Origin of the sequence: Mycobacterium sp. AT1, from assembly GCF_002043095.1 — a bacterium.
GTDB lineage: Bacteria > Actinomycetota > Actinomycetes > Mycobacteriales > Mycobacteriaceae > Mycobacterium.
Genome location: NZ_MVOC01000004.1, coordinates 1 through 16,924, shown reverse-complemented (window position 1 = coordinate 16,924; position 16,924 = coordinate 1). Strand labels below are relative to the sequence as shown.

Genomic DNA, 16,924 nt, shown 5'->3' with positions numbered 1-16,924 from the left:
TCAGCCGGCGCTGCGCTCCAGCTCGATCACGGGGATCACGCGCGACGTGCGGCGCTGGTAGTCGCCGAATTGCGGCTGCACCGCGACCTGCTTTGCGTAGACGTCTTCGCGCTCTTGGCCTTTCAGCACGCGCGCGGTCACCGGGAACTTCTCCGTGCCCCACTCCGCGACCGTCTCGGGGTGGGCGACCAAATTGTGGTACCAGTCCGGATTGGTGTCGGAACCGCCCTTGCTCGCGATGACGTAGATCCGGTCCTCGTCGAGGAAGGGCACCAGGGGAGCGATCCTCTCCTTGCCGGACTTGGCGCCGACGTGGTGCACGAGCACGACCGGAATGCCTTCGAACTGGCCGCCCGGCCGACCCCCGGTCGCGCGAAAGTCCGCGATGACTTGCCGATTCATCTCGGCCAGCTCCTCGGCAGTAATGCCGATGTCTTCGGACATGCTCAGCGTCCCTTCGGTGATATATGGAGACCGTCTCCGGTAATTATTACGGAGACATTCTCCGTTTGTCGAGGGGTGGGCGATGACACGACCCCAGCGCGCGGCGACGATAGGGTGAATCGGTGGTCACGGCTCGCGACGCCGGTCAAGCGGCCTACCTCCGCTGGTTGGGAGCCGCTCAACTGATCGCGGTCGTGCGAGCCGAGCCGGGCATCACCCGCGCTGCGGCGGCCCAACGGCTCGGCATTGGAAGCGGTGGGGCCACCGAGCTGATGGCCCGCATGCGCAACGTGGGTCTGCTGGGTGAATCGCCGGCGCCGGTGCAGGGCCGAGGTCGACCGACGACGGTGTTGGGTCCTCACGACGAAGGGCCCTTGGTGCTCGCCGTCGATCTGCGGTCTGGTGACTGGAGACTGGCCCTGGCAGGCATCGACGGCAACCCCGTGGTGGCCGACGAGGCCACGGGCAGCGGTGGCGACCAAGACCGCGTCCGCGCGCAGCTGACCGAGGCGATCGGTAAGGCATATCGTCGAAACCCGAAGCGGATCAGGGCAATTGCAGTCGCCGCGCCAGGGCCGGTCAGCAGGTCCCACGTGGGTCAAGTGCCCTCGCGCGGATGGCGCGACGTCGACATGTCGGGATTGGCCGCCAGAATTCCGGACGATGCCGGCATTCGACTCATCATCGGCAACGACGCCACCCTGGCCGGATTGGCCGAGTCTCGCACCGGCGCGGCGCACTCCGCCGCCACGGCCCTGCACCTGATCGTCGCGCACGGTCTTGGCGGCACGCTGGTGGTCAACGGGGAACCGGTCGGCGGTGCGCACGGCGCGGCAGGGGAGTACGGCCACATCCCCTTCGCCGACTCGGCCCTCGTCTGTCCCTGCGGTGCGGTCGGCTGTTGGGATCTCACCGTCGACGGGCGCGCGCTGGCTCGGCACCGAGGGGACGCGCAGCCGGACGATCCGGTCGGCTACGTGCGGAGCCTCGTAGCACGTGATTGTCGAGACGAATTGTCCCGCAACGCGTTCGAGCAAGTGGCGACATCGCTGGGTCGGGGGATCGGCGGTCTGGTGAACCTGCACGATCCCGACGTCGTCACGATCGGTGGCGTGGCTCCCCTGTTGCGGGCGGCATCGCCAGCCGCGTTCGACGCCGCCTACCGGGACGGGTTGATGGCCTTCCGCAAGGAGGCACCGCCGCCGGTGCTCGACGGCCTGCACGGTGACGACGGTCCACTCCTCGGCGCCGTCACGCTGGCCCTGGACACCGTCACCAGCGCGGAGGCGCTCGCGGAGTGGGCTGAACGGCAACGCGCTTAAGCCGCTTGAATAGCCTCGCCTGGCGAGCATATTATCGGAACGATGACGTCGGTCGACCCTGGATTGAGCGTTCGGTCCAACATCGGCGGCCTCGTCGCACTGGCGGTCGCGTCGTGCCTCGCCGTGACCACCGAGATGCTGCCCATCGGGCTGCTGCCCGCCATCGGTTCGACCTTCGACGTCAACACCTCCACGACCGGCCTGCTGGTCAGCCTGTACGCCGTCATGGTCGCGACGCTTGCGGTCCCCCTCACGCTCGTCACCGCTCGGTTGCCCCGCAAGCCGCTGCTGCTGACGACCGTGCTGCTCTACGTGCTCAGCAACGCCGTGGTCGCCGCGGCACCAAACTTCGCCACGGTCGCGGCGGGGCGCACCATCGGCGGCCTGACTCACGCGTTGTTCTTCTCCTTGTGCATCGGATATGCCCCGCGGTTGGTCGAACGCGCCCACGTCGGCCGTGCCCTCGCCATCGCCACCGCCGGTGTGTCGGTGGGTTTCGTTCTCGGCGTGCCGCTTTCGACGTCGCTCGGGAACGCCTTCGGGTGGCGGGTGTCGTTCGGCGTGTTGGCGGTGCTGGCCGCCGCGACATTGGCCTTCGTCGCCTGGCTTCTGCCCGCCGTGCCCCGTGACGGTCCCGCCCTCGAGGCCCGGGCTGCGGGAAGCAGGCGGCAGCTGGTGGCCGTCGTCGGCTCCAACGCGCTGACCTTCGTCGGCCAGTTCACGCTGTACACCTACATCAGCGCCGCCCTGCTGGGGGCCGGTGCGACGCCAGCACTGGTCGGACCCGTCTTGTTGCTCTGCGGCGCCAGCGGTTTGGTGGGGCTGACGTTCTCGGCTCGCACACTCGACCGCAGCCCGCGGCGCACCATCCTGGTGGTCCTGGCCGTGGTGATCGCTGCGGTGGCCGTCGCCGGTGTTGCGCACGAGGCACTGCTGCCGTTGGTGGTCGCCGCGCTCGTCTGGAACGGCGCCTTCGGCGGGGTGCCACCCATCTATCAGGCGTGTGCCGTTCGGACCGGTGCCACCTCACCCGAGCTAGCCGGTGCCTGGGTGAACGCGTCGGCGAATCTGGGCATCGGCGCGGGTGCCGCCATTGGTGCCGGCCTGCTCCCGGTGATCGGCATGGGCGGCCTTCCCCTGGTGAGCGCGGCGTTCGTTGCGCTGGGGCTCATCGTGGCGATGGCGGCGCGACGATCGTTCCCGGCGAGCGGATCTCCGATCGGCGAACCCTCGGGCTGAGCACCGCCGTCAGGGCTCGGCGTGGCAAACCTTCGATCGGCTGGGCCAAGGCCCAAGGTAGGCTGCAGCCAGTACCCCACCGGTGGCCTAGCTTGCGCCGCTCCAACGCCGCACCCTCAAGGACACCCAGATGGCGATCTCCGATGTCTCCGCGTACATGCACCTCACCACGGCGGACGTCGAGGCAATCGCCGACGAACTCGACGGGATTCGCCAAGACGTCGAGGAGTCGCTCGGAGCCAAGGACGCGGCCTACATCCGACGCGTGATCCAGTTTCAACGAGTGCTCGACGCCTCGGCGCGCCTGCTGATCGTCGGCAGCCGGTCGAGGTCGGGGTGGTGGCTGGGGACCGCGGCGCTGGCCTACGCGAAGTCCGTCGAGAACATGGAACTTGGCCACAATGTCTCTCACGGCCAATGGGATTGGATGAACGACCCCGAGATCCACTCCACCAGTTGGGAGTGGGACATGGTGGGGGTGTCAGCTCAGTGGCGGTATTCGCACAACTACCGGCACCACATCTTCAGCAACGTCCTTGGCATGGACGAGGACATCGGCTACCGCCTTCTGCGAGTGACGCCAGATCAACCGTGGCGTAGCCCGTACCTGTTGACACCATTGCGAAACCTGTTGCTGGCGGGCTCCTTCGAATGGGGTATTGCGCTGCACGGCATTCGCTCGGAGCGAGATCGCGTCGACACGGCAGCCGCCAAGTCCGCGGAGCAAAGGCGATTCTTCGCCAAGATCGCCCGCCAGTTGGGCAAGGACTACGTGTTGCTGCCCGCCCTCAGCCTTCGACGGTGGCGTCGAACTCTTTCGGCCAACGTCACCGCGAATCTGCTTCGGAACTTCTGGGTTTACGTGAACATCATTTGTGGACACATCCCCGACGGCGTCGAGACTTTCGACCCGGCGGTGCTCGACGGCGAGACCAAGGGCGAGTGGTATCTCCGGCAGATGCTTGGGACGGCAAACTTCGAAGCAGGTCCGCTGCTGGCATTCTCCGGCGGGCACCTGTGCTACCAAATCGAGCACCACCTGTTTCCCGACCTGCCAAGCAACCGCCTCGCACAGATCAGCATCCGAGTCCAGGAACTGTGCAAGAAGTACGACCTTCCATACAACACGGGATCCTTGCCGCGCCAGTACTTCCGTACCCAACGGACCATCCACAAACTGGCGGTGCCCGACGGGTTTCCGACCGTCGGGCGCGGATAGCGCGACGGGGGAGTCCGCGGCCCCACGGTTGACGCTCCCGTCAGACCCAGGCAAATTAACGGTCATGTACCGTCCGAGTTCGCTCGCCACCGTAGACGGGCGAGTGCTTGGAAAGCAGAACGTGCGACTTCTGCGGATCTATTTGAGCGCAACCACCTTTCTGTACGCATACGGAGTGACGTTCACGCTGTTTCCGGTGCGCACCGACCTCGCCTACGGAAACCCGATCGGCGGAATCGTCGCCATCGCCCTCGGAGTTTCGGCGCTGGCGTACCTCGCCGTCAGGCCGGACCGCCCGATGCCGGCCACCCTGGCTGCGGCAGCGGCCACCCCCATCGTGATGGCCTTTCACATGACCCTGGCCGCAGAATACGTCTGCTTGATCGCGCCGATGTTCCTGGCGATGTACCTGCGGGCCTTCCACCCGCCCCGGCAGGCACTTCTTCTGATCGGTCCGCTGACGGTGGCCTGCGTCGTCGCGGTCGTGATCGCTCCCGCGCCACACGTCGGCGTCATCACCATCCTCATCATCGTGATCGCCATCGTGGGCGCGGCCGAGTCCTTCGGATTGCTGATGCGCGCGATGTTCACCGCCGCCTGCACCGACCCCTTGACCGGCCTGCTCAACCGGGCGGGCTGGGAGATCGGCACCGGCGACCTGCTGGCGCGGGCCCGGGCGGAGTCGGCCCCCGTCACGGTCATCGCCGTCGACATCGACGGGCTCAAGGCACTCAACGATTCCTACGGGCATCAGGCGGGGGATCGCCGCATCACCGAGTACGCGGACAGCTGGCGTCGTACCGCGCCGCGGCGGGCGGTCGTGGCTCGCATGGGTGGTGACGAATTCGCCTTCTGCATCGCCTGCGAACCGCACGGCGTCGTCGAGGAATTTCTGCGCACCATCCGGCTCGACACCCCGGGGGTCAGCGTCGGCGTGGCCACCGATGCCACGGCCCTCGCGAGTGTCGTCGAGCTATACGCGCAGGCCGACGCCGCGCTGTACCTGAGCCGGGGGCTGCCCCTACGGGACGACTCTCAGTCGGCCCGCGACTGACCCGATCCGAGCGCGCGGAGACCAACGGACACCCTCGCGCCGTCCGTCGAGGACAATCCAGGTATGCCGAACTCGTCGGAGGCGCTACGCCGCCGGATGCTCATCGGCTACCTGGGAATCCTCGTCACGCTGTACGGCATGGCGGCGGTGTCGGCGCTCGACTACCAGTCGAGCAAGGGCGAGATGGCGGCGGCAGCGATCGGCCTGGTGGGCCTGGCGCTCGCCCTGCCCAGTCCGCTGCGTGGGTGGCGCTACGCGGTGGTGGCGACATGCGTGTGTGTAGCTCCCTTGGTGCCGACGGCGGTTCACGAACTGCCGATGGCCCAGGTGTGGGCGGTGATACCGCTGATGTTCGCCGCCATCTTCCTCCGCACCTGGCACCGTGCCTCGGTCGCGCGCGCGTTGGCCGTGCTCGTCGCGGCGGGCGCGGCGGCCGCCCTGTTTATCGCGCCGGCCGACATCCCCTCGCTGTGGATGGTGTTGTACGGGGTCTGCATCATCGGCGCACCGGAGGTCTTCGGCATCCTGAACGCTTCCCTGGTCGAGGCCGCCCTGCGCGACCCGCTGACGTCGGTGTGGAACCGTGCCGGCGTTGACCGCGCAGCCGGCGCGCTCATCGGCCGCGCTCGACGACGAGGAGAGTCGATCGCCGTCATCGTGCTCGACGTCGACCACTTCAAGTCGATCAACGACCGCTACGGGCACGCTGAAGGCGACCGGGTACTCGGCGACCTCGCCCAACGCTGGACCGAGCAGCTACCCGCCTCGGCGGTGATCGGGCGCATGGGCGGGGACGAATTCGTGGTCGTCGTCTGTGGCTACGACGACGAGCGGACCCGTGCGCTCGCCGACGCACTCGGAAGCCACCAGGAGGTCGGCGTCACCACCGGAGTCGCCGTCGGCCGGGCCGTCGACGACGACGAGATCTTGACCGACCTGATCACCTCCGCCGACGAGGACCTGTATCGCCGCAAACGCAACCGCGACGACACCGGCGCCCCCATCCTGGACGGGGAAGCCGAACCAAGGAGGGCGTGATGGCGATCGCACGTGACCGCGCAGTGGTCTGCGGTGCGAGCATGGCCGGCTTGCTGGCCGCCCGGGTGCTGTCCGACTTCTACGAGTCGGTCACGATCGTGGAGCGCGACGTCCTGCCCGAGACGGTGACGCAACGGCGTGGGGTACCGCAGGGCCGCCATCTTCATCAGCTGCTGCGGCCTGGCTCGACGGCAATCGAGGAATTCTTTCCCGGCGTCTTCGACGAGCTTGTCGCGGCCGGCGCCCACGTGATCGACGATCCCTCCCTCGGCTATGTCGGAGTGGGCCGCCACGTCCTGACTCAGAACGGCCCATTCGCCAAACCCCAGGAATTGCTTGCATATTCGGTCAGTCGACCGCTCCTGGAGGCGCGGGTCCGCGAGCGCGTCCGGGCGCTGCCGAACGTCACCTTCTCGGAAGGGTACGACGTCGTCGACCTGATCCTGGACCGATCCGACCGCGTCACCGCCGTTCGGGTGGTGAATCGAGCAGACGGACAGCAGCGAGAGCTGGCCACGGACGTGGTCGTCGACGCGACGGGCCGCTCGGCTCGCACACCGGCCTTCCTGCGAGCTCACGGCTACGAGGGTCCGGCCGAACTGCGCTACGCGGTCGACCTGACCTACGCCAGTCAGTGGCTGCGCATACCGGACGGCGCCCTCGCCGAGTCGGTCGTCGTCGCCGCGCCGACGCTCGAAAGACCAACTGGTGCAGGCCTGTTGGCCTATGAAGACGGCGCGACGGTGCTCACCCTGATCGGTGTCGCCGGTCGGCGTCTGCCTTCCGACCTTCCTGGTTTGCTGCGTTCGGTCGCCGAATTCCTGCCAGGCCGCATCGTCGACGCGGTGCGCGCCGCAGAACCCGTGGGTGACGTGGTGGTGCAGCACTACCCTGCCAGCGTGTGGCGTCGCTACGACAAACTGCGCCGCTTCCCGCACGGGCTGTTGGTGATTGGCGACGCCGTGTGCAGCCTCAACCCCGTCTACGGTCAGGGCATGTCGTCGGCAGCGTTGCAGGCCAAGGCACTCCGTCGCTGCCTCGCCGAAGGCGACCGCGACGACATGGGCCCTCGCTACTTCCGCGCCGCGGCGAAGAAGCTCGCCCCGCTGTGGCAAGCCAACCGGCTCAACGACTTTGCACTGGCGCCCACCACCGGCTGGCGCACCGTCCCGCAACGGCTGTTCAACTGGTACACCGACAAGTTGGCAGCCGCCGCGGCCGACGACATCGTGCTGGCCGAGGCGTTCATGCGGATGGTCAACCTCGTCGACCCGCCCGCCAAACTGCTGACGCCCTCGATGAGCATGCGCGTCGTCACCGGGAACCTCCGACGCGGTTAGTCCAGTTCGACGTGCCGCCGGTGAACGCCGACGTCGAACCGCTTCGGTCCCCACGGTGTCTCGAGCGCGAAGTGAATCTTTTTGGGCCTGCCCGTCAACGTCGTCTCGACGACGGTGCCGACCGCGCCGGCGGGCACGTCCGGCACGTTGATGCCGCCGATGTCACTGCGGGCCGTCACCTGGTCACCCCTCTTGTAACGCCGCACGATTCCTCCCTCCCATTCGTCGATGACATCCATGGTCGACGGGAGGCAGTCATGATCGCAACCGATTTTTAGCGCTGAGCGTCCCACCACCCGAGCACTCGGATGCCGAACAGGGTCAACCACTTTGACGGCTCACCTGCGGGAACGTCGACGGTGAACCACTCACGGCCGGGAAGCGTGTCGCCCTGAATCCAGGTGCCGTCGGGTTGGCGGGCGGCGCGGATGAGCGCGATCGCGTGGGCCATCCGGGGATCGGGCGGCGTTCCGTCGAACACGGATTTCCGGCGGAAGTACTCGGCGGCGTTGAGCACGCTGTAGCGCCATCGCGCGGGATTGGTGAAGTTCTCGACCCAGGGTGCCACGGGTTCTCCGGTCGAGAGTCGGCGAAGAAGGCTGCGCGTCAACAGGTACTCCTCGCCGGAGTGCCTCGCCGCGCGGGTGGCGTCGGTCCCACCCGTCGCGACGTCGTAGTCCAGTAATCCCTTGAGCGCGTTGAGCGTCGAGTGGAACGACGACCGCGTCGAGCCCTCCACCCACTCGCAGTTCCAGCCGCCGTCGGCCAGCCGGTGCTCGACGAACCAGTCGACGATGCCGGTGACGTCCGCACCGAGCCACACACCGTTGGACACGGTCCACGAATTGATGCAGCAGTCGACCTCGCCACCCCAGTAGGGCAGGTCGTCGTACTCCCATCGGCTGTTGGCGGCCAGCAGTTCGGCCGTCCCCCGGAGCGCCGCCGCGTCGAGGCCCCACTCCCGCAACGAGTTCAGCGTCCACGTGGTCGCGGTCCATGGTTGCCCCGCGGTCTCGACCTCGTCGACGTCGAAGCCCGCGGGGAAGAATGCCCCACCGGCCCACTGCCCGTCGGCGTCCTGCAGTGCCAACAGGCGTGCGCCGATTCCCTCGGTCGCAACGCGGTCCCGCGTGTGCTGCCACACCTCTGGAGGGTCGTGGCTGACGTCGCGCTGGACTTGCCACCTCAGGGCCGGATCGGAGTCGAGTAACCAGGTCGTCAGGGGCGCCGCCGCCATCGCCCCAGTCTAGGTGGCACCATCGAACGATGACGGAACCACCGAACGGATTGCCGAGGTACCGCCTGCTGACCGGACCGGACGACGAAGCGTTCTGCCGGCGCGTCAGCGAAGCGCTCGATCTCGGCTACGAGCTGTACGGCGATCCGGCCATCAGCCTCGACGGAGGGCGGGCCGTGGTGGCGCAGGCGGTCATCTGGCAGCGGACGGTTCGCTACGTCTGATCGCGGGCCGTGGCCCCGCGAGTTGCGGGACGACGATCTGGGCGAAGTCCTCGAGTGACCGCAGCGTGACCGAGGCATCGGAGATCGCTTCGTGATAGCCGGCGATCCGTCGGGCGCCGGTGGCTTCGATGAAACTGCCCAGTTCGTCGACGACCTGGGCAGGCGATCCGACGATCGCGTTGGCCGCGACGTGCTCGGCCATCGCGTCGGGGTCGGCGGGTCTGCCGTCCGGCCCGATGTGCCGGTTGGCTGCCTGTGGCACATGAGGATGGTCGCCGTCTCGAAATGATCGGCGCAAAGCCGCGGCCAGCTGGTCCCGGCGACCGGGCGCGGCGTCCACGATGACGATCAATGTGTGCAGGTGGTCGGGTGACTCTTGCGCTGGCGGCTGGCACTCGCGGTAGGTGGCCTCGACGGCCATGCGTCGATCGGCTGGGGTAGCGAAATAGTGCTGCAGTGCAATGCCATTGCGCGCCGCGAACTCGACGCCCGGGGTACTCGAGGTCGCGAGTAGCAGCGGCGGGTGAGGCTGCGTGAGTGGGCGCGGTTGGATGCTCGACGCCTCGTCGGCTTCGGACCACAGCTCCAGCAGACGCTGCGCGCTGGCTAGTGGTTCGTCGTCCCACCGGGCGAAGTCGACGTCGAGCATCTCGAAGTCGCGCCGGTATCCGCCGCGCCCGAGCCCGAGGTCGAACCGGCCGCCACTGAGCTGGTCGAGAAGTGCGGCTTGCTCGGCCAATTCGACCGGATGACGCAAAGGCGACAGCACGACGGCGGTTCCCACCCTGATGCGCTGGGTTCGTCCGAGCAGGAAGCTCGCCGTCGTCAGCGCACTCGGGTTGATCCCGAACCGAATGAAGTGATGCTCGGTCACCCATAGATCGGCGTATCCGAGTTCCTCGGCGACCAGTGTCTGCCGCAGCGTCGCGTCGAATACCTCGTCCGGGGTGGCGCCCAGCGCCGCGCCCATGTTCAGCAGAACGCCGAAGCGCACCCCGTCTTCTTTTTGTATACGGCATATCATAATTACCGATTGATACTCCTCCCGACGACCCAGCGCAAGGGCTACAGCACGTGATTGACTCGGCTGATGAGCACCGATGAGCGCAGGCGGGGCAGGCCGCCAACGGTGAACCGGGCGCTCATCGTGGAGGTGGCGCATGCGCAGCTCGGCCGGGGCGGCATCGAGAACTTCAGCATGCGATCACTGGCAACGGAGATGGGTGTGACTCCGATGGCAATCTATCGCCATGTCGGCGGTCGCGAACGATTACTCGAGCTGGTCCTCGATCACGCGTCGGCACCGTTCCCCGACATCGACCTGCCCGCGGCCCCGCGTGACCGCATCGCGACGCTGCTGCACTCGGTATACGACGTGCTGGTGAGCGAGCGGTGGGTCGCCGAAGTCTTGCGTGCCGGCGGACCCGGCGGCGCGGGAGCCCTGTGGCTCGTCGACCAAATCCTCTTGGCCGCAGGAGAACTCGGCCTCGACGAGGAAGAGGCACTGGCCATGTACCGCGCGCTATGGAGCTACACGCTTGGATCGGTGCTCACCAGCGTCGCGTCAACCGACCAGTCGACCATCACCAGGGACAAAGTCGATCGACTTGGCGCCGAACACTTCCCGCGCTTGGCGGCGGCCCTTCGCGACGGCAACGACGTCGATCACCGGGCCGCCTACGCCCGCGGAATCCAACACCTCATCGACGGCTTCAGCCGATGACTAATCGTCGCCGGCGGCGACGAGGGACTGCAACTTCACCGACGGGTTGTCGCGCTGGAATCCCTCCAGCCGCCACTTGGTGGAGAACAGCACCAGGATGACGCCGTCGGTGCGCGTGAAGACCTCGACCGACGGTTGCCGCTGCAGAAACTCGACGTCACCGGGGTCGGCGGCGCGCGCCACCGTGTACGGAAGCGACTCAAGCGAGATCGGCGCGCTGAGTTCGGTCGCCATCCGGTGCGTCGCCACCTCGAACTGCATCGGTCCCACGGCGGCGAAGACGGGGGCCTGGTCACCACGGCGGTCCGAACGCAGGACCTGGACGACGCCCTCCTGCTCGAGCTGGTCGATGCCCTTGCGGAACTGCTTGTGCTTGCTGGGATCGGTGCCACGGGCGACGGCGAAGAACTCGGGGGAGAAGCTCGGAATCGGCGGGTATTGCACCGGGACGTCGCGGTACAGCGTGTCGCCGGGGCGCAGCACGTTGGCGTTGGCCAGCCCGATGACGTCGCCGGGCCACGCGGTGTCCAACGTCGAGCGCTGCTGGCCGAACACCGACTGCGCGTACTTGGTGACGAACGGCTTGCCGGTGGTGGCGTGGGTCAGCACCTCACCGCGTTCGAAGGTCCCCGAACAGACCCGCGCGTAGGCGATGCGGTCGCGGTGCGCGGAGTCCATGCCCGCCTGGACCTTGAACACGAAGGCGCTGAAGGGCGCCTCGGCGGGCCGGCGGTGGCCGTCGACGTCGAGCTGCCCGTGCGGCGACGGAGCGAGCTGGACGAGCACGTCCAGCAGCTGGTTCACCCCGAAGTTCAGCGCGGCCGAGGTGAACAGCAGCGGGGTGGTCTCGCAGCCGAGGAAGGTGTCCTCGTCGTAGTCCGACCCGTCGGCCGCGAGTAGCTCGGATTCCTCGACGGCGTTGTCCCAGTCGACGCCGGCCGCGTCATGGGCGTCGGCCGGGGCGATGTGCTCCTCGGGGGCGGCCTTCGCGCCGCCCGCGGTGCGGGTGTAGCGGATGTAGTTGCCGGTGCGTCGGTCCAGCACGCCCTTGAAGTCGCCCGCGATGCCGACCGGCCACGTCAGCGGGGTGGGCCGCAGGCCGATCCTGGACTGGATCTCGTCGAGCAGCTCGAGGGGGTCGCGGCCCGGTCGGTCCCACTTGTTGACGACCGTGATGATCGGGATGCGCCGCAGCCGGCACACCTCGAACAGCTTGAGCGTCTGAGGCTCCAGGCCCTTTGCCGCGTCGATGAGCATCACGGCGCAGTCGACGGCGGTCAGAACCCGGTAGGTGTCCTCGGAGAAGTCGGCGTGGCCGGGGGTGTCCAGCAGGTTGATGACACAGTCCTGCCCGGACGGGGCGCGGTACGGGAACTGCAGCGCGGTCGAGGTGATGGAGATGCCGCGGGCCTTCTCCATGTCCATCCAGTCGGACACGGTGGCGCGACGGCCGGACTTGCCGTGGATCGCGCCGGCTTCGCTGATGCGGTTGGCGTGCAGCACCAGGGCCTCGGTCAACGTCGACTTGCCTGCGTCGGGGTGGCTGATCACGGCGAAGGTCCGTCGACGCTTGGCTTCGGCGGTGATGCGGTCCGCGGCCCGACCTTCGGCGGCCGTCAAGGTGCCTGGAGTCTGAGGGGAATTGTCGGTCATTGCGTATCCGATGGTATTGGCTCCGACACCGAATCGATAAATCGACTCTGCGGCCGGTGGGCCACGGACCTGCACGTCAGACGGGTTGCCGGGCACGAAGCTGGCGCCGGTCCGCGTGGCCGCGCTGACCGTTCCCTGCGCGAAACGTGTTAGTTCGCTGGGCATGTGGCCGCGAACCTGGTCTTTGGAGTGGCGGCAAGCCTAACCTAACCTCCGGTCTGACGGCGACGGGAGAATCGTGCAGGGCATCTTCATCGGCACGTTTCTGATCGGTCTGCGTGAAGGCCTCGAAGCCACCCTCATCGTCAGCGTCATCGGCGCCTTCCTGACGCGCAACGGCAAGTCCGTGCGACCGATGGCGGTCGGCGTCGGTCTGGCGGTCGTCATCAGCGTCGTCGTCGGCGCGGGCCTCGACGTCCTCTCCGCCTCGCTGCCGCAGCGGCAACAAGAGATGCTCGAGACGGTCATCGGGGCCATCGCCGTGGTGTTCGTGACCACGATGGTCATCTGGATGAATCGCAACGCCTTTCGGATGAAGGGTCAGCTGGAACGTGAAGCGGCACAGGCGATCAACAGCGGCGGAGTGACCGCGCTGGCGCTGATGGCGTTCCTCGCCGTGCTCAAGGAGGGTTTCGAGACCGCGGTGTTCCTGCTGGCGGCGGCGCAAACCGCGCAGGGCAGCAGGTGGTTCGCCTTGTTCGGCGGGGTGGCGGGCATCGCGACCGCCGTCGCCATCGGCATCGGGATCTACGCCGGGAGCCTGCGGCTGGACCTGGGTCGCTTCTTCCGCGTCACCGGAGTCTTCCTGGTGTTCATCGCCGCCGGCTTGGTGATGAGCAGCCTCCGGACGGCCCACGAGGCGGGCTGGGTCGAGTTGGGCCAACGGCGAGTCGTCGACCTCTCCGCGGTGCTGGGAACGAAATCGGTTGCCGGAGCGGTCATCACGGGAATGTTCGGAATTCCGCCCGACCCACGTCTGGTCGAAGTGCTCGGCTGGCTGCTCTACGCGGTCCCCGTTCTCGTCGTCTTCCTCTGGCCGGCCAGGTGGGCACCCGCCCCCGCGGCGAAACGACGGTTGACGTTCGGCGTCGCGGCGGGCCTCGCGGTGCTCGCGGGCGCCATGGCCGTGCTGATTCCCGCCGGCGGTGGCCCGGCACCGGGCCCGACGAGGACCGCGATGACCGCCGGAGGCAGCACCGTCACCGCCACCGTGCACGCCGACGGATCCGACCGGGTGCTCACCGTCGTCGACCCGGCCGGACCCGGGCAGCAGGTCTCCCTCGCCCCCGCCGGCCAGCAGTCGGTCGACGGCGTCGACGTCGACGTGTGGCAGGCGAGGGTGCCGGCCGATCCCGGTGTGACCACCTCGCCGATCGGCCTGGCGCAACTGACGAGCCTCACCGGTGGGCGCGTGCCGGTCGGCCTCGGTACGGCACGCACTCCCGGACCGTTCGACGCGACGTGGAGCGCGAGCACCGTCTACACGGCCCTCGCCCACGGCGACGACGTCGTCTCCGTCGAACGGGTCAGCAGCAGAGTGGCCACCCTCCGCGGCGGTGGGCTGACCGGTCCGAAGACGGTAAGCGTCGGTGGACTCACCGCGGACTGGGCCACCAACCCCGACGACGATCAAGCGATCACCGCCACGATGGCGCAATCCACCCGGGACCGGGCCGAGCGAACACTCTGGACGGTATGGCTGCCAACGGTTTTCGCCGTGGCCGCCGTACTCGCCGCCCTCGCCGCGGCCCGGACCACCAAGAAGAACGACGAAAGGGAACGACGACAACATGGTGAATCACCAACCCGCGACGAGATCGAGGTCGCGTAGCGGTCTGTGGGCCGCGCCTGCCCTGGCCGTGGCGACCGCCCTCGCGCTCAGTGCGTGCGGGTCGACCGACGGCGCCAAGAGCGCGCCAAATCCCTCCGCCGCCAACGCCAACGGTGTCAGCACGGTGAACGTGACGCTGGCCGAGGACGCCGGAAAGGACGCCTGCTCACTCGACACCAAGACCGTGCCAGCCGGCCCGGTCACCTTCACCGTGACCAACACCAGCGCACCCGGCGTCACCGAGATGGAGTTGCTCAAGGATCAACGCATCGTCGGTGAGAAGGAGAATCTGGCGCCAGGGCTGGATCCGGTCTCCTTCACCACCACCCTCGACGGCGGCAAGTATCAGATCTACTGTCCCGGTGCGGCATCGGAGTACCTCGACTTCTCGGTCACCGGACAAGCCGCCGCCACCCCGACCGGCACCGTCCCGACGATCCTGAGCCAGGGCACCAAGCAGTATTCGGCGTACGTCGTCGACCAGGTCAACCAGCTGAACACCGCCGTCAAGGCGCTCGACACGGCCGTCCAGGCGGGCAACCTCGCCGACGCAAAGACGGCATATGCCAAGGCCCGACCGTTCTACGAGCGCGCCGAATCCAGCGTCGAGGGCTTCGTGCTGCCGGGATTCGCCGTCGACGACAACGCAGGCAACCTCGACTACCTGATCGACATGCGCGAGTCCACCCCCGGCCACGAAGGCGCTCAGCACCGAATTGGTCGGTAACGTCGGACATTTGGTCACCGTCGTGGCACCCCTGCAGTACAAGCCGGAGGACCTGGCCAACGGCGCCGCCGATCTCATCGAAGAAGTGCAGAACACCAAGATCACCGGCGAGGAGGAGGCCTACAGCCATATCGACCTCGTCGACTTCGCGGGCAACGTCGAGGGCGCACAGCAGGCCTACGCGTCCTTGCGGCCCGGGCTGCAGAAGATCGACCCGGCCTTGGTGACGACGCTCGACCAGCAGTTCCAAACGGTCCTGACCACCCTCGACGGCTACCGTGACGCCGCAGCGCCGGGCGGCTACCGGGTGTGGACGCCCGCGCTGCGTGGCACCGATGCACCCAAGTTGACGGCGGTGATCCAACCGTTGCACGAAAGCCTGGGCACGGTGGCGCAGAAGGTCGTGTCGGCGAGTTGACCGGCCAGGAAGGGCAACCGCCCCCGGGGGTGTCTCGACGCGGAATGCTCTCTGGCGCACTGATTGCCGGCCTTGGCGGCGCTGTCGTCGGCGCCGCAGGGGGCGGCGTGACGGCTTGGGCGATGGCGTCGTCGGAGGCCGCGACGGTCGACGACGAGGATGCCGTCGACCTCGACCGCAGCCATCCCTTCTACGGAACGGGGCACCAGGGCGGCATCTCCACCGAACCGCAGCGGCACACCGTCTTCATGACCTTCCGCCTGGCCGACACGGCGTCGACGAAGTCGCTGCAGACACTGCTGGCGCGCTGGTCGGCAGCGGCGGCGGTGATGCAGGAGGGCAAGCCGGTCGGCACGGTCCAGCCCGACAACGAGGTCGCGCCGCCCACCGACACGGGGGAGGCGTTCGGTCTGAGCCCTGCGAGTCTGACCGTCACGATCGGCCTGGGCCCGGCGCTGTTCGACGGACGCTTCGGACTCGCCGCCCGCAAACCCGCCGCGTTCTCGGACCTGCCGACGCTCAACGGCGACACGCTCGATCCGAAGTTCACCGGCGGCGAGCTGTCCGTACAGGCCTGTGCCGACGATCCCCAGGTCTGCTACCACGCCGTGCGCAACCTGGCCCGCCTCGGCCGCAGCACGGTCACACCGTTCTGGGCAGTGCTGGGCTTCGGGCGGACGTCGGCGGGACCGGGCCAGCAGACGCCCCGAAACCTGTTGGGTTTCAAGGACGGAACGCGCAACGTCGACACCGACGAGCAGTACTCCAAGTTCGTCTGGGTCACCGGTGGCGATCAGCCGTGGATGGAGGGCGGCACCTACCAGGTGGTGCGCAAGATCCGCATGCTGCTCGAGACGTGGGACACCGACCGCGTCGGCAACCAACAGCGGATCATCGGACGCCACAAGGAGGAAGGCTCACCCCTGTCGGGCCGCAGCGAGAAGGACACCCCCGACTTCGCCGCGAAGGACACGACGGGCGAACCGGTGATCAACCCGCTGTCACACGTCGCGCTCGCCGCGCACGAGAACAACGACGGCGTGCTGATCAAGCGCCGCGGTTACAACTACACCGACGGGCTCGACCCGAACGGTCAGTTGAACGCGGGCCTGCTGTTCATCTCATATCAGAACGACCCGCAGAACTTCGTCCGCCTGCAGAACCGCCTCGGTGGCCATGACCTGCTCAACGAGTACATCCGGCACGTGGGCTCGGCGATATTCGCCGTCCCACCCGCCCCCGAGCAGGGGCACTACGTCGCGCAGGCGCTCTTCGGGTAGCTGTCGTTCAGGTCGCGTTCCCGTTGGATGCGGCGGGTGCGGTCTTGGGCGCGGGTGGTCTTGCGTCGGGGCATGGTCAGTCCGCCGGTGTGTGCCGTGGGAACCCGGCTCGCCCGAACTGGTGCGGTGGGCTCGGACAATTCGGGGAACAGCAAGCGGCTGCCCGGGGTGGTGA

15 protein-coding genes and 2 pseudogenes are annotated in these 16,924 nt (G+C 67.9%); 11 read left to right on the top strand and 6 right to left on the bottom strand.

Going from position 1 to position 16,924, the window contains the following annotated elements; genetic code table 11:
* A complete protein-coding gene (locus B1790_RS01660) occupies positions 1 to 444 on the bottom strand; it encodes a nitroreductase family deazaflavin-dependent oxidoreductase (RefSeq protein WP_079921404.1) in 444 nt (147 codons plus the stop codon).
* Between the two features lie 122 nt (positions 445 to 566).
* Here B1790_RS01660 and B1790_RS01655 point away from each other — a divergent pair, with 122 nt between their 5' ends.
* From B1790_RS01655 to B1790_RS01630, 6 genes are all read left to right on the top strand, one after another.
* A complete protein-coding gene (locus B1790_RS01655; protein WP_233164887.1) occupies positions 567 to 1,766 on the top strand; it encodes an ROK family protein in 1,200 nt (399 codons plus the stop codon).
* 42 nt (positions 1,767 to 1,808) lie between these two features.
* Positions 1,809 to 3,005: an MFS transporter gene (locus B1790_RS01650; protein WP_079921403.1), complete on the top strand. Its 1,197-nt coding sequence runs from the start codon at positions 1,809 to 1,811 to the stop codon at positions 3,003 to 3,005.
* Positions 3,006 to 3,135: 130 nt separating this feature from the next.
* On the top strand, positions 3,136 to 4,224 hold the full coding sequence (locus B1790_RS01645; protein WP_079921402.1) for a fatty acid desaturase: 1,089 nt from the start codon (positions 3,136 to 3,138) through the stop codon (positions 4,222 to 4,224).
* Between the two features lie 64 nt (positions 4,225 to 4,288).
* Complete coding sequence (locus B1790_RS01640; protein ID WP_233164886.1) at positions 4,289 to 5,278, top strand: GGDEF domain-containing protein; 990 nt, start codon at positions 4,289 to 4,291, stop codon at positions 5,276 to 5,278.
* A 63-nt stretch (positions 5,279 to 5,341) separates the two neighbouring features.
* The gene (locus tag B1790_RS01635; protein ID WP_079921400.1) at positions 5,342 to 6,316 is read left to right on the top strand and encodes a diguanylate cyclase; all 975 of its coding nucleotides are present in this window, start codon (positions 5,342 to 5,344) and stop codon (positions 6,314 to 6,316) included.
* Positions 6,316 to 7,656, top strand: a complete 1,341-nt coding sequence (locus B1790_RS01630) for an NAD(P)/FAD-dependent oxidoreductase (RefSeq protein WP_079921399.1) — start codon at positions 6,316 to 6,318, stop codon at positions 7,654 to 7,656. The genes B1790_RS01635 and B1790_RS01630 overlap by 1 nt, the downstream gene beginning before the upstream one ends.
* Here the strand turns inward: B1790_RS01630 and B1790_RS01625 are convergent.
* Positions 7,653 to 7,862, bottom strand: a complete 210-nt coding sequence (locus B1790_RS01625) for a hypothetical protein (RefSeq protein ID WP_142270961.1) — start codon at positions 7,860 to 7,862, stop codon at positions 7,653 to 7,655. The two genes, B1790_RS01630 and B1790_RS01625, sit on opposite strands and share 4 nt — an antisense overlap.
* 68 nt (positions 7,863 to 7,930) lie before the next feature.
* On the bottom strand, positions 7,931 to 8,893 hold the full coding sequence (locus tag B1790_RS01620) for a squalene cyclase (RefSeq protein ID WP_079921397.1): 963 nt from the start codon (positions 8,891 to 8,893) through the stop codon (positions 7,931 to 7,933).
* Between the two features lie 29 nt (positions 8,894 to 8,922).
* Here B1790_RS01620 and B1790_RS01615 point away from each other — a divergent pair, with 29 nt between their 5' ends.
* Positions 8,923 to 9,117: a DUF1737 domain-containing protein gene (locus tag B1790_RS01615; protein WP_079921396.1), complete on the top strand. Its 195-nt coding sequence runs from the start codon at positions 8,923 to 8,925 to the stop codon at positions 9,115 to 9,117.
* Here B1790_RS01615 and B1790_RS01610 read toward each other — a convergent pair.
* Entirely contained in the window at positions 9,086 to 10,111 is a 1,026-nt protein-coding gene (locus B1790_RS01610; protein WP_233164885.1) for an LLM class flavin-dependent oxidoreductase, read from the bottom strand. The two genes, B1790_RS01615 and B1790_RS01610, sit on opposite strands and share 32 nt — an antisense overlap.
* Before the next feature lie 96 nt (positions 10,112 to 10,207).
* On the opposite strand from B1790_RS01610, the gene B1790_RS01605 reads away from it, so the two are divergent.
* Positions 10,208 to 10,840, top strand: a complete 633-nt coding sequence (locus tag B1790_RS01605) for a TetR/AcrR family transcriptional regulator (RefSeq protein WP_079921394.1) — start codon at positions 10,208 to 10,210, stop codon at positions 10,838 to 10,840.
* Here the strand turns inward: B1790_RS01605 and B1790_RS01600 are convergent, their stop codons facing one another.
* A complete protein-coding gene (locus B1790_RS01600; RefSeq protein WP_079921465.1) occupies positions 10,841 to 12,493 on the bottom strand; it encodes a peptide chain release factor 3 in 1,653 nt (550 codons plus the stop codon).
* Positions 12,494 to 12,731: 238 nt separating this feature from the next.
* Here B1790_RS01600 and efeU point away from each other — a divergent pair, with 238 nt between their 5' ends.
* The 3 genes and pseudogenes from efeU to B1790_RS01585 all read left to right on the top strand — a co-directional run bounded on the left by efeU (position 12,732) and on the right by B1790_RS01585 (position 16,749).
* The gene (efeU, locus tag B1790_RS01595) at positions 12,732 to 14,324 is read left to right on the top strand and encodes an iron uptake transporter permease EfeU (protein ID WP_079921393.1); all 1,593 of its coding nucleotides are present in this window, start codon (positions 12,732 to 12,734) and stop codon (positions 14,322 to 14,324) included.
* Positions 14,284 to 15,469, top strand: a pseudogene (locus tag B1790_RS01590) (EfeM/EfeO family lipoprotein). Before efeU ends, B1790_RS01590 begins: the two are co-directional and overlap by 41 nt.
* A 44-nt stretch (positions 15,470 to 15,513) precedes the next feature.
* Complete coding sequence (locus B1790_RS01585) at positions 15,514 to 16,749, top strand: Dyp-type peroxidase (protein ID WP_079921392.1); 1,236 nt, start codon at positions 15,514 to 15,516, stop codon at positions 16,747 to 16,749.
* Here B1790_RS01585 and B1790_RS34560 read toward each other — a convergent pair.
* Positions 16,722 to 16,924 (bottom strand): annotated as a pseudogene (locus B1790_RS34560) (HNH endonuclease); the annotation flags it as partial. The gene B1790_RS01585 and the pseudogene B1790_RS34560 overlap by 28 nt on opposite strands.

What these genes read in the sequence shown, in the direction of transcription:
- B1790_RS01660 (WP_079921404.1), bottom strand. Translation starts at nt 444, where the DNA reads ATGTCCGAAGACATCGGCATTACTGCCGAGGAGCTGGCCGAGATGAAT.
- B1790_RS01650 (WP_079921403.1), top strand. Translation starts at nt 1,809, where the DNA reads ATGACGTCGGTCGACCCTGGATTGAGCGTTCGGTCCAACATCGGCGGC.
- B1790_RS01645 (WP_079921402.1), top strand. Translation starts at nt 3,136, where the DNA reads ATGGCGATCTCCGATGTCTCCGCGTACATGCACCTCACCACGGCGGAC.
- B1790_RS01640 (WP_233164886.1), top strand. Translation starts at nt 4,289, where the DNA reads ATGTACCGTCCGAGTTCGCTCGCCACCGTAGACGGGCGAGTGCTTGGA.
- B1790_RS01635 (WP_079921400.1), top strand. Translation starts at nt 5,342, where the DNA reads ATGCCGAACTCGTCGGAGGCGCTACGCCGCCGGATGCTCATCGGCTAC.
- B1790_RS01630 (WP_079921399.1), top strand. Translation starts at nt 6,316, where the DNA reads ATGGCGATCGCACGTGACCGCGCAGTGGTCTGCGGTGCGAGCATGGCC.
- B1790_RS01620 (WP_079921397.1), bottom strand. Translation starts at nt 8,893, where the DNA reads ATGGCGGCGGCGCCCCTGACGACCTGGTTACTCGACTCCGATCCGGCC.
- B1790_RS01615 (WP_079921396.1), top strand. Translation starts at nt 8,923, where the DNA reads ATGACGGAACCACCGAACGGATTGCCGAGGTACCGCCTGCTGACCGGA.
- B1790_RS01605 (WP_079921394.1), top strand. Translation starts at nt 10,208, where the DNA reads ATGAGCACCGATGAGCGCAGGCGGGGCAGGCCGCCAACGGTGAACCGG.
- B1790_RS01600 (WP_079921465.1), bottom strand. Translation starts at nt 12,493, where the DNA reads ATGACCGACAATTCCCCTCAGACTCCAGGCACCTTGACGGCCGCCGAA.
- B1790_RS01585 (WP_079921392.1), top strand. Translation starts at nt 15,514, where the DNA reads ATGCTCTCTGGCGCACTGATTGCCGGCCTTGGCGGCGCTGTCGTCGGC.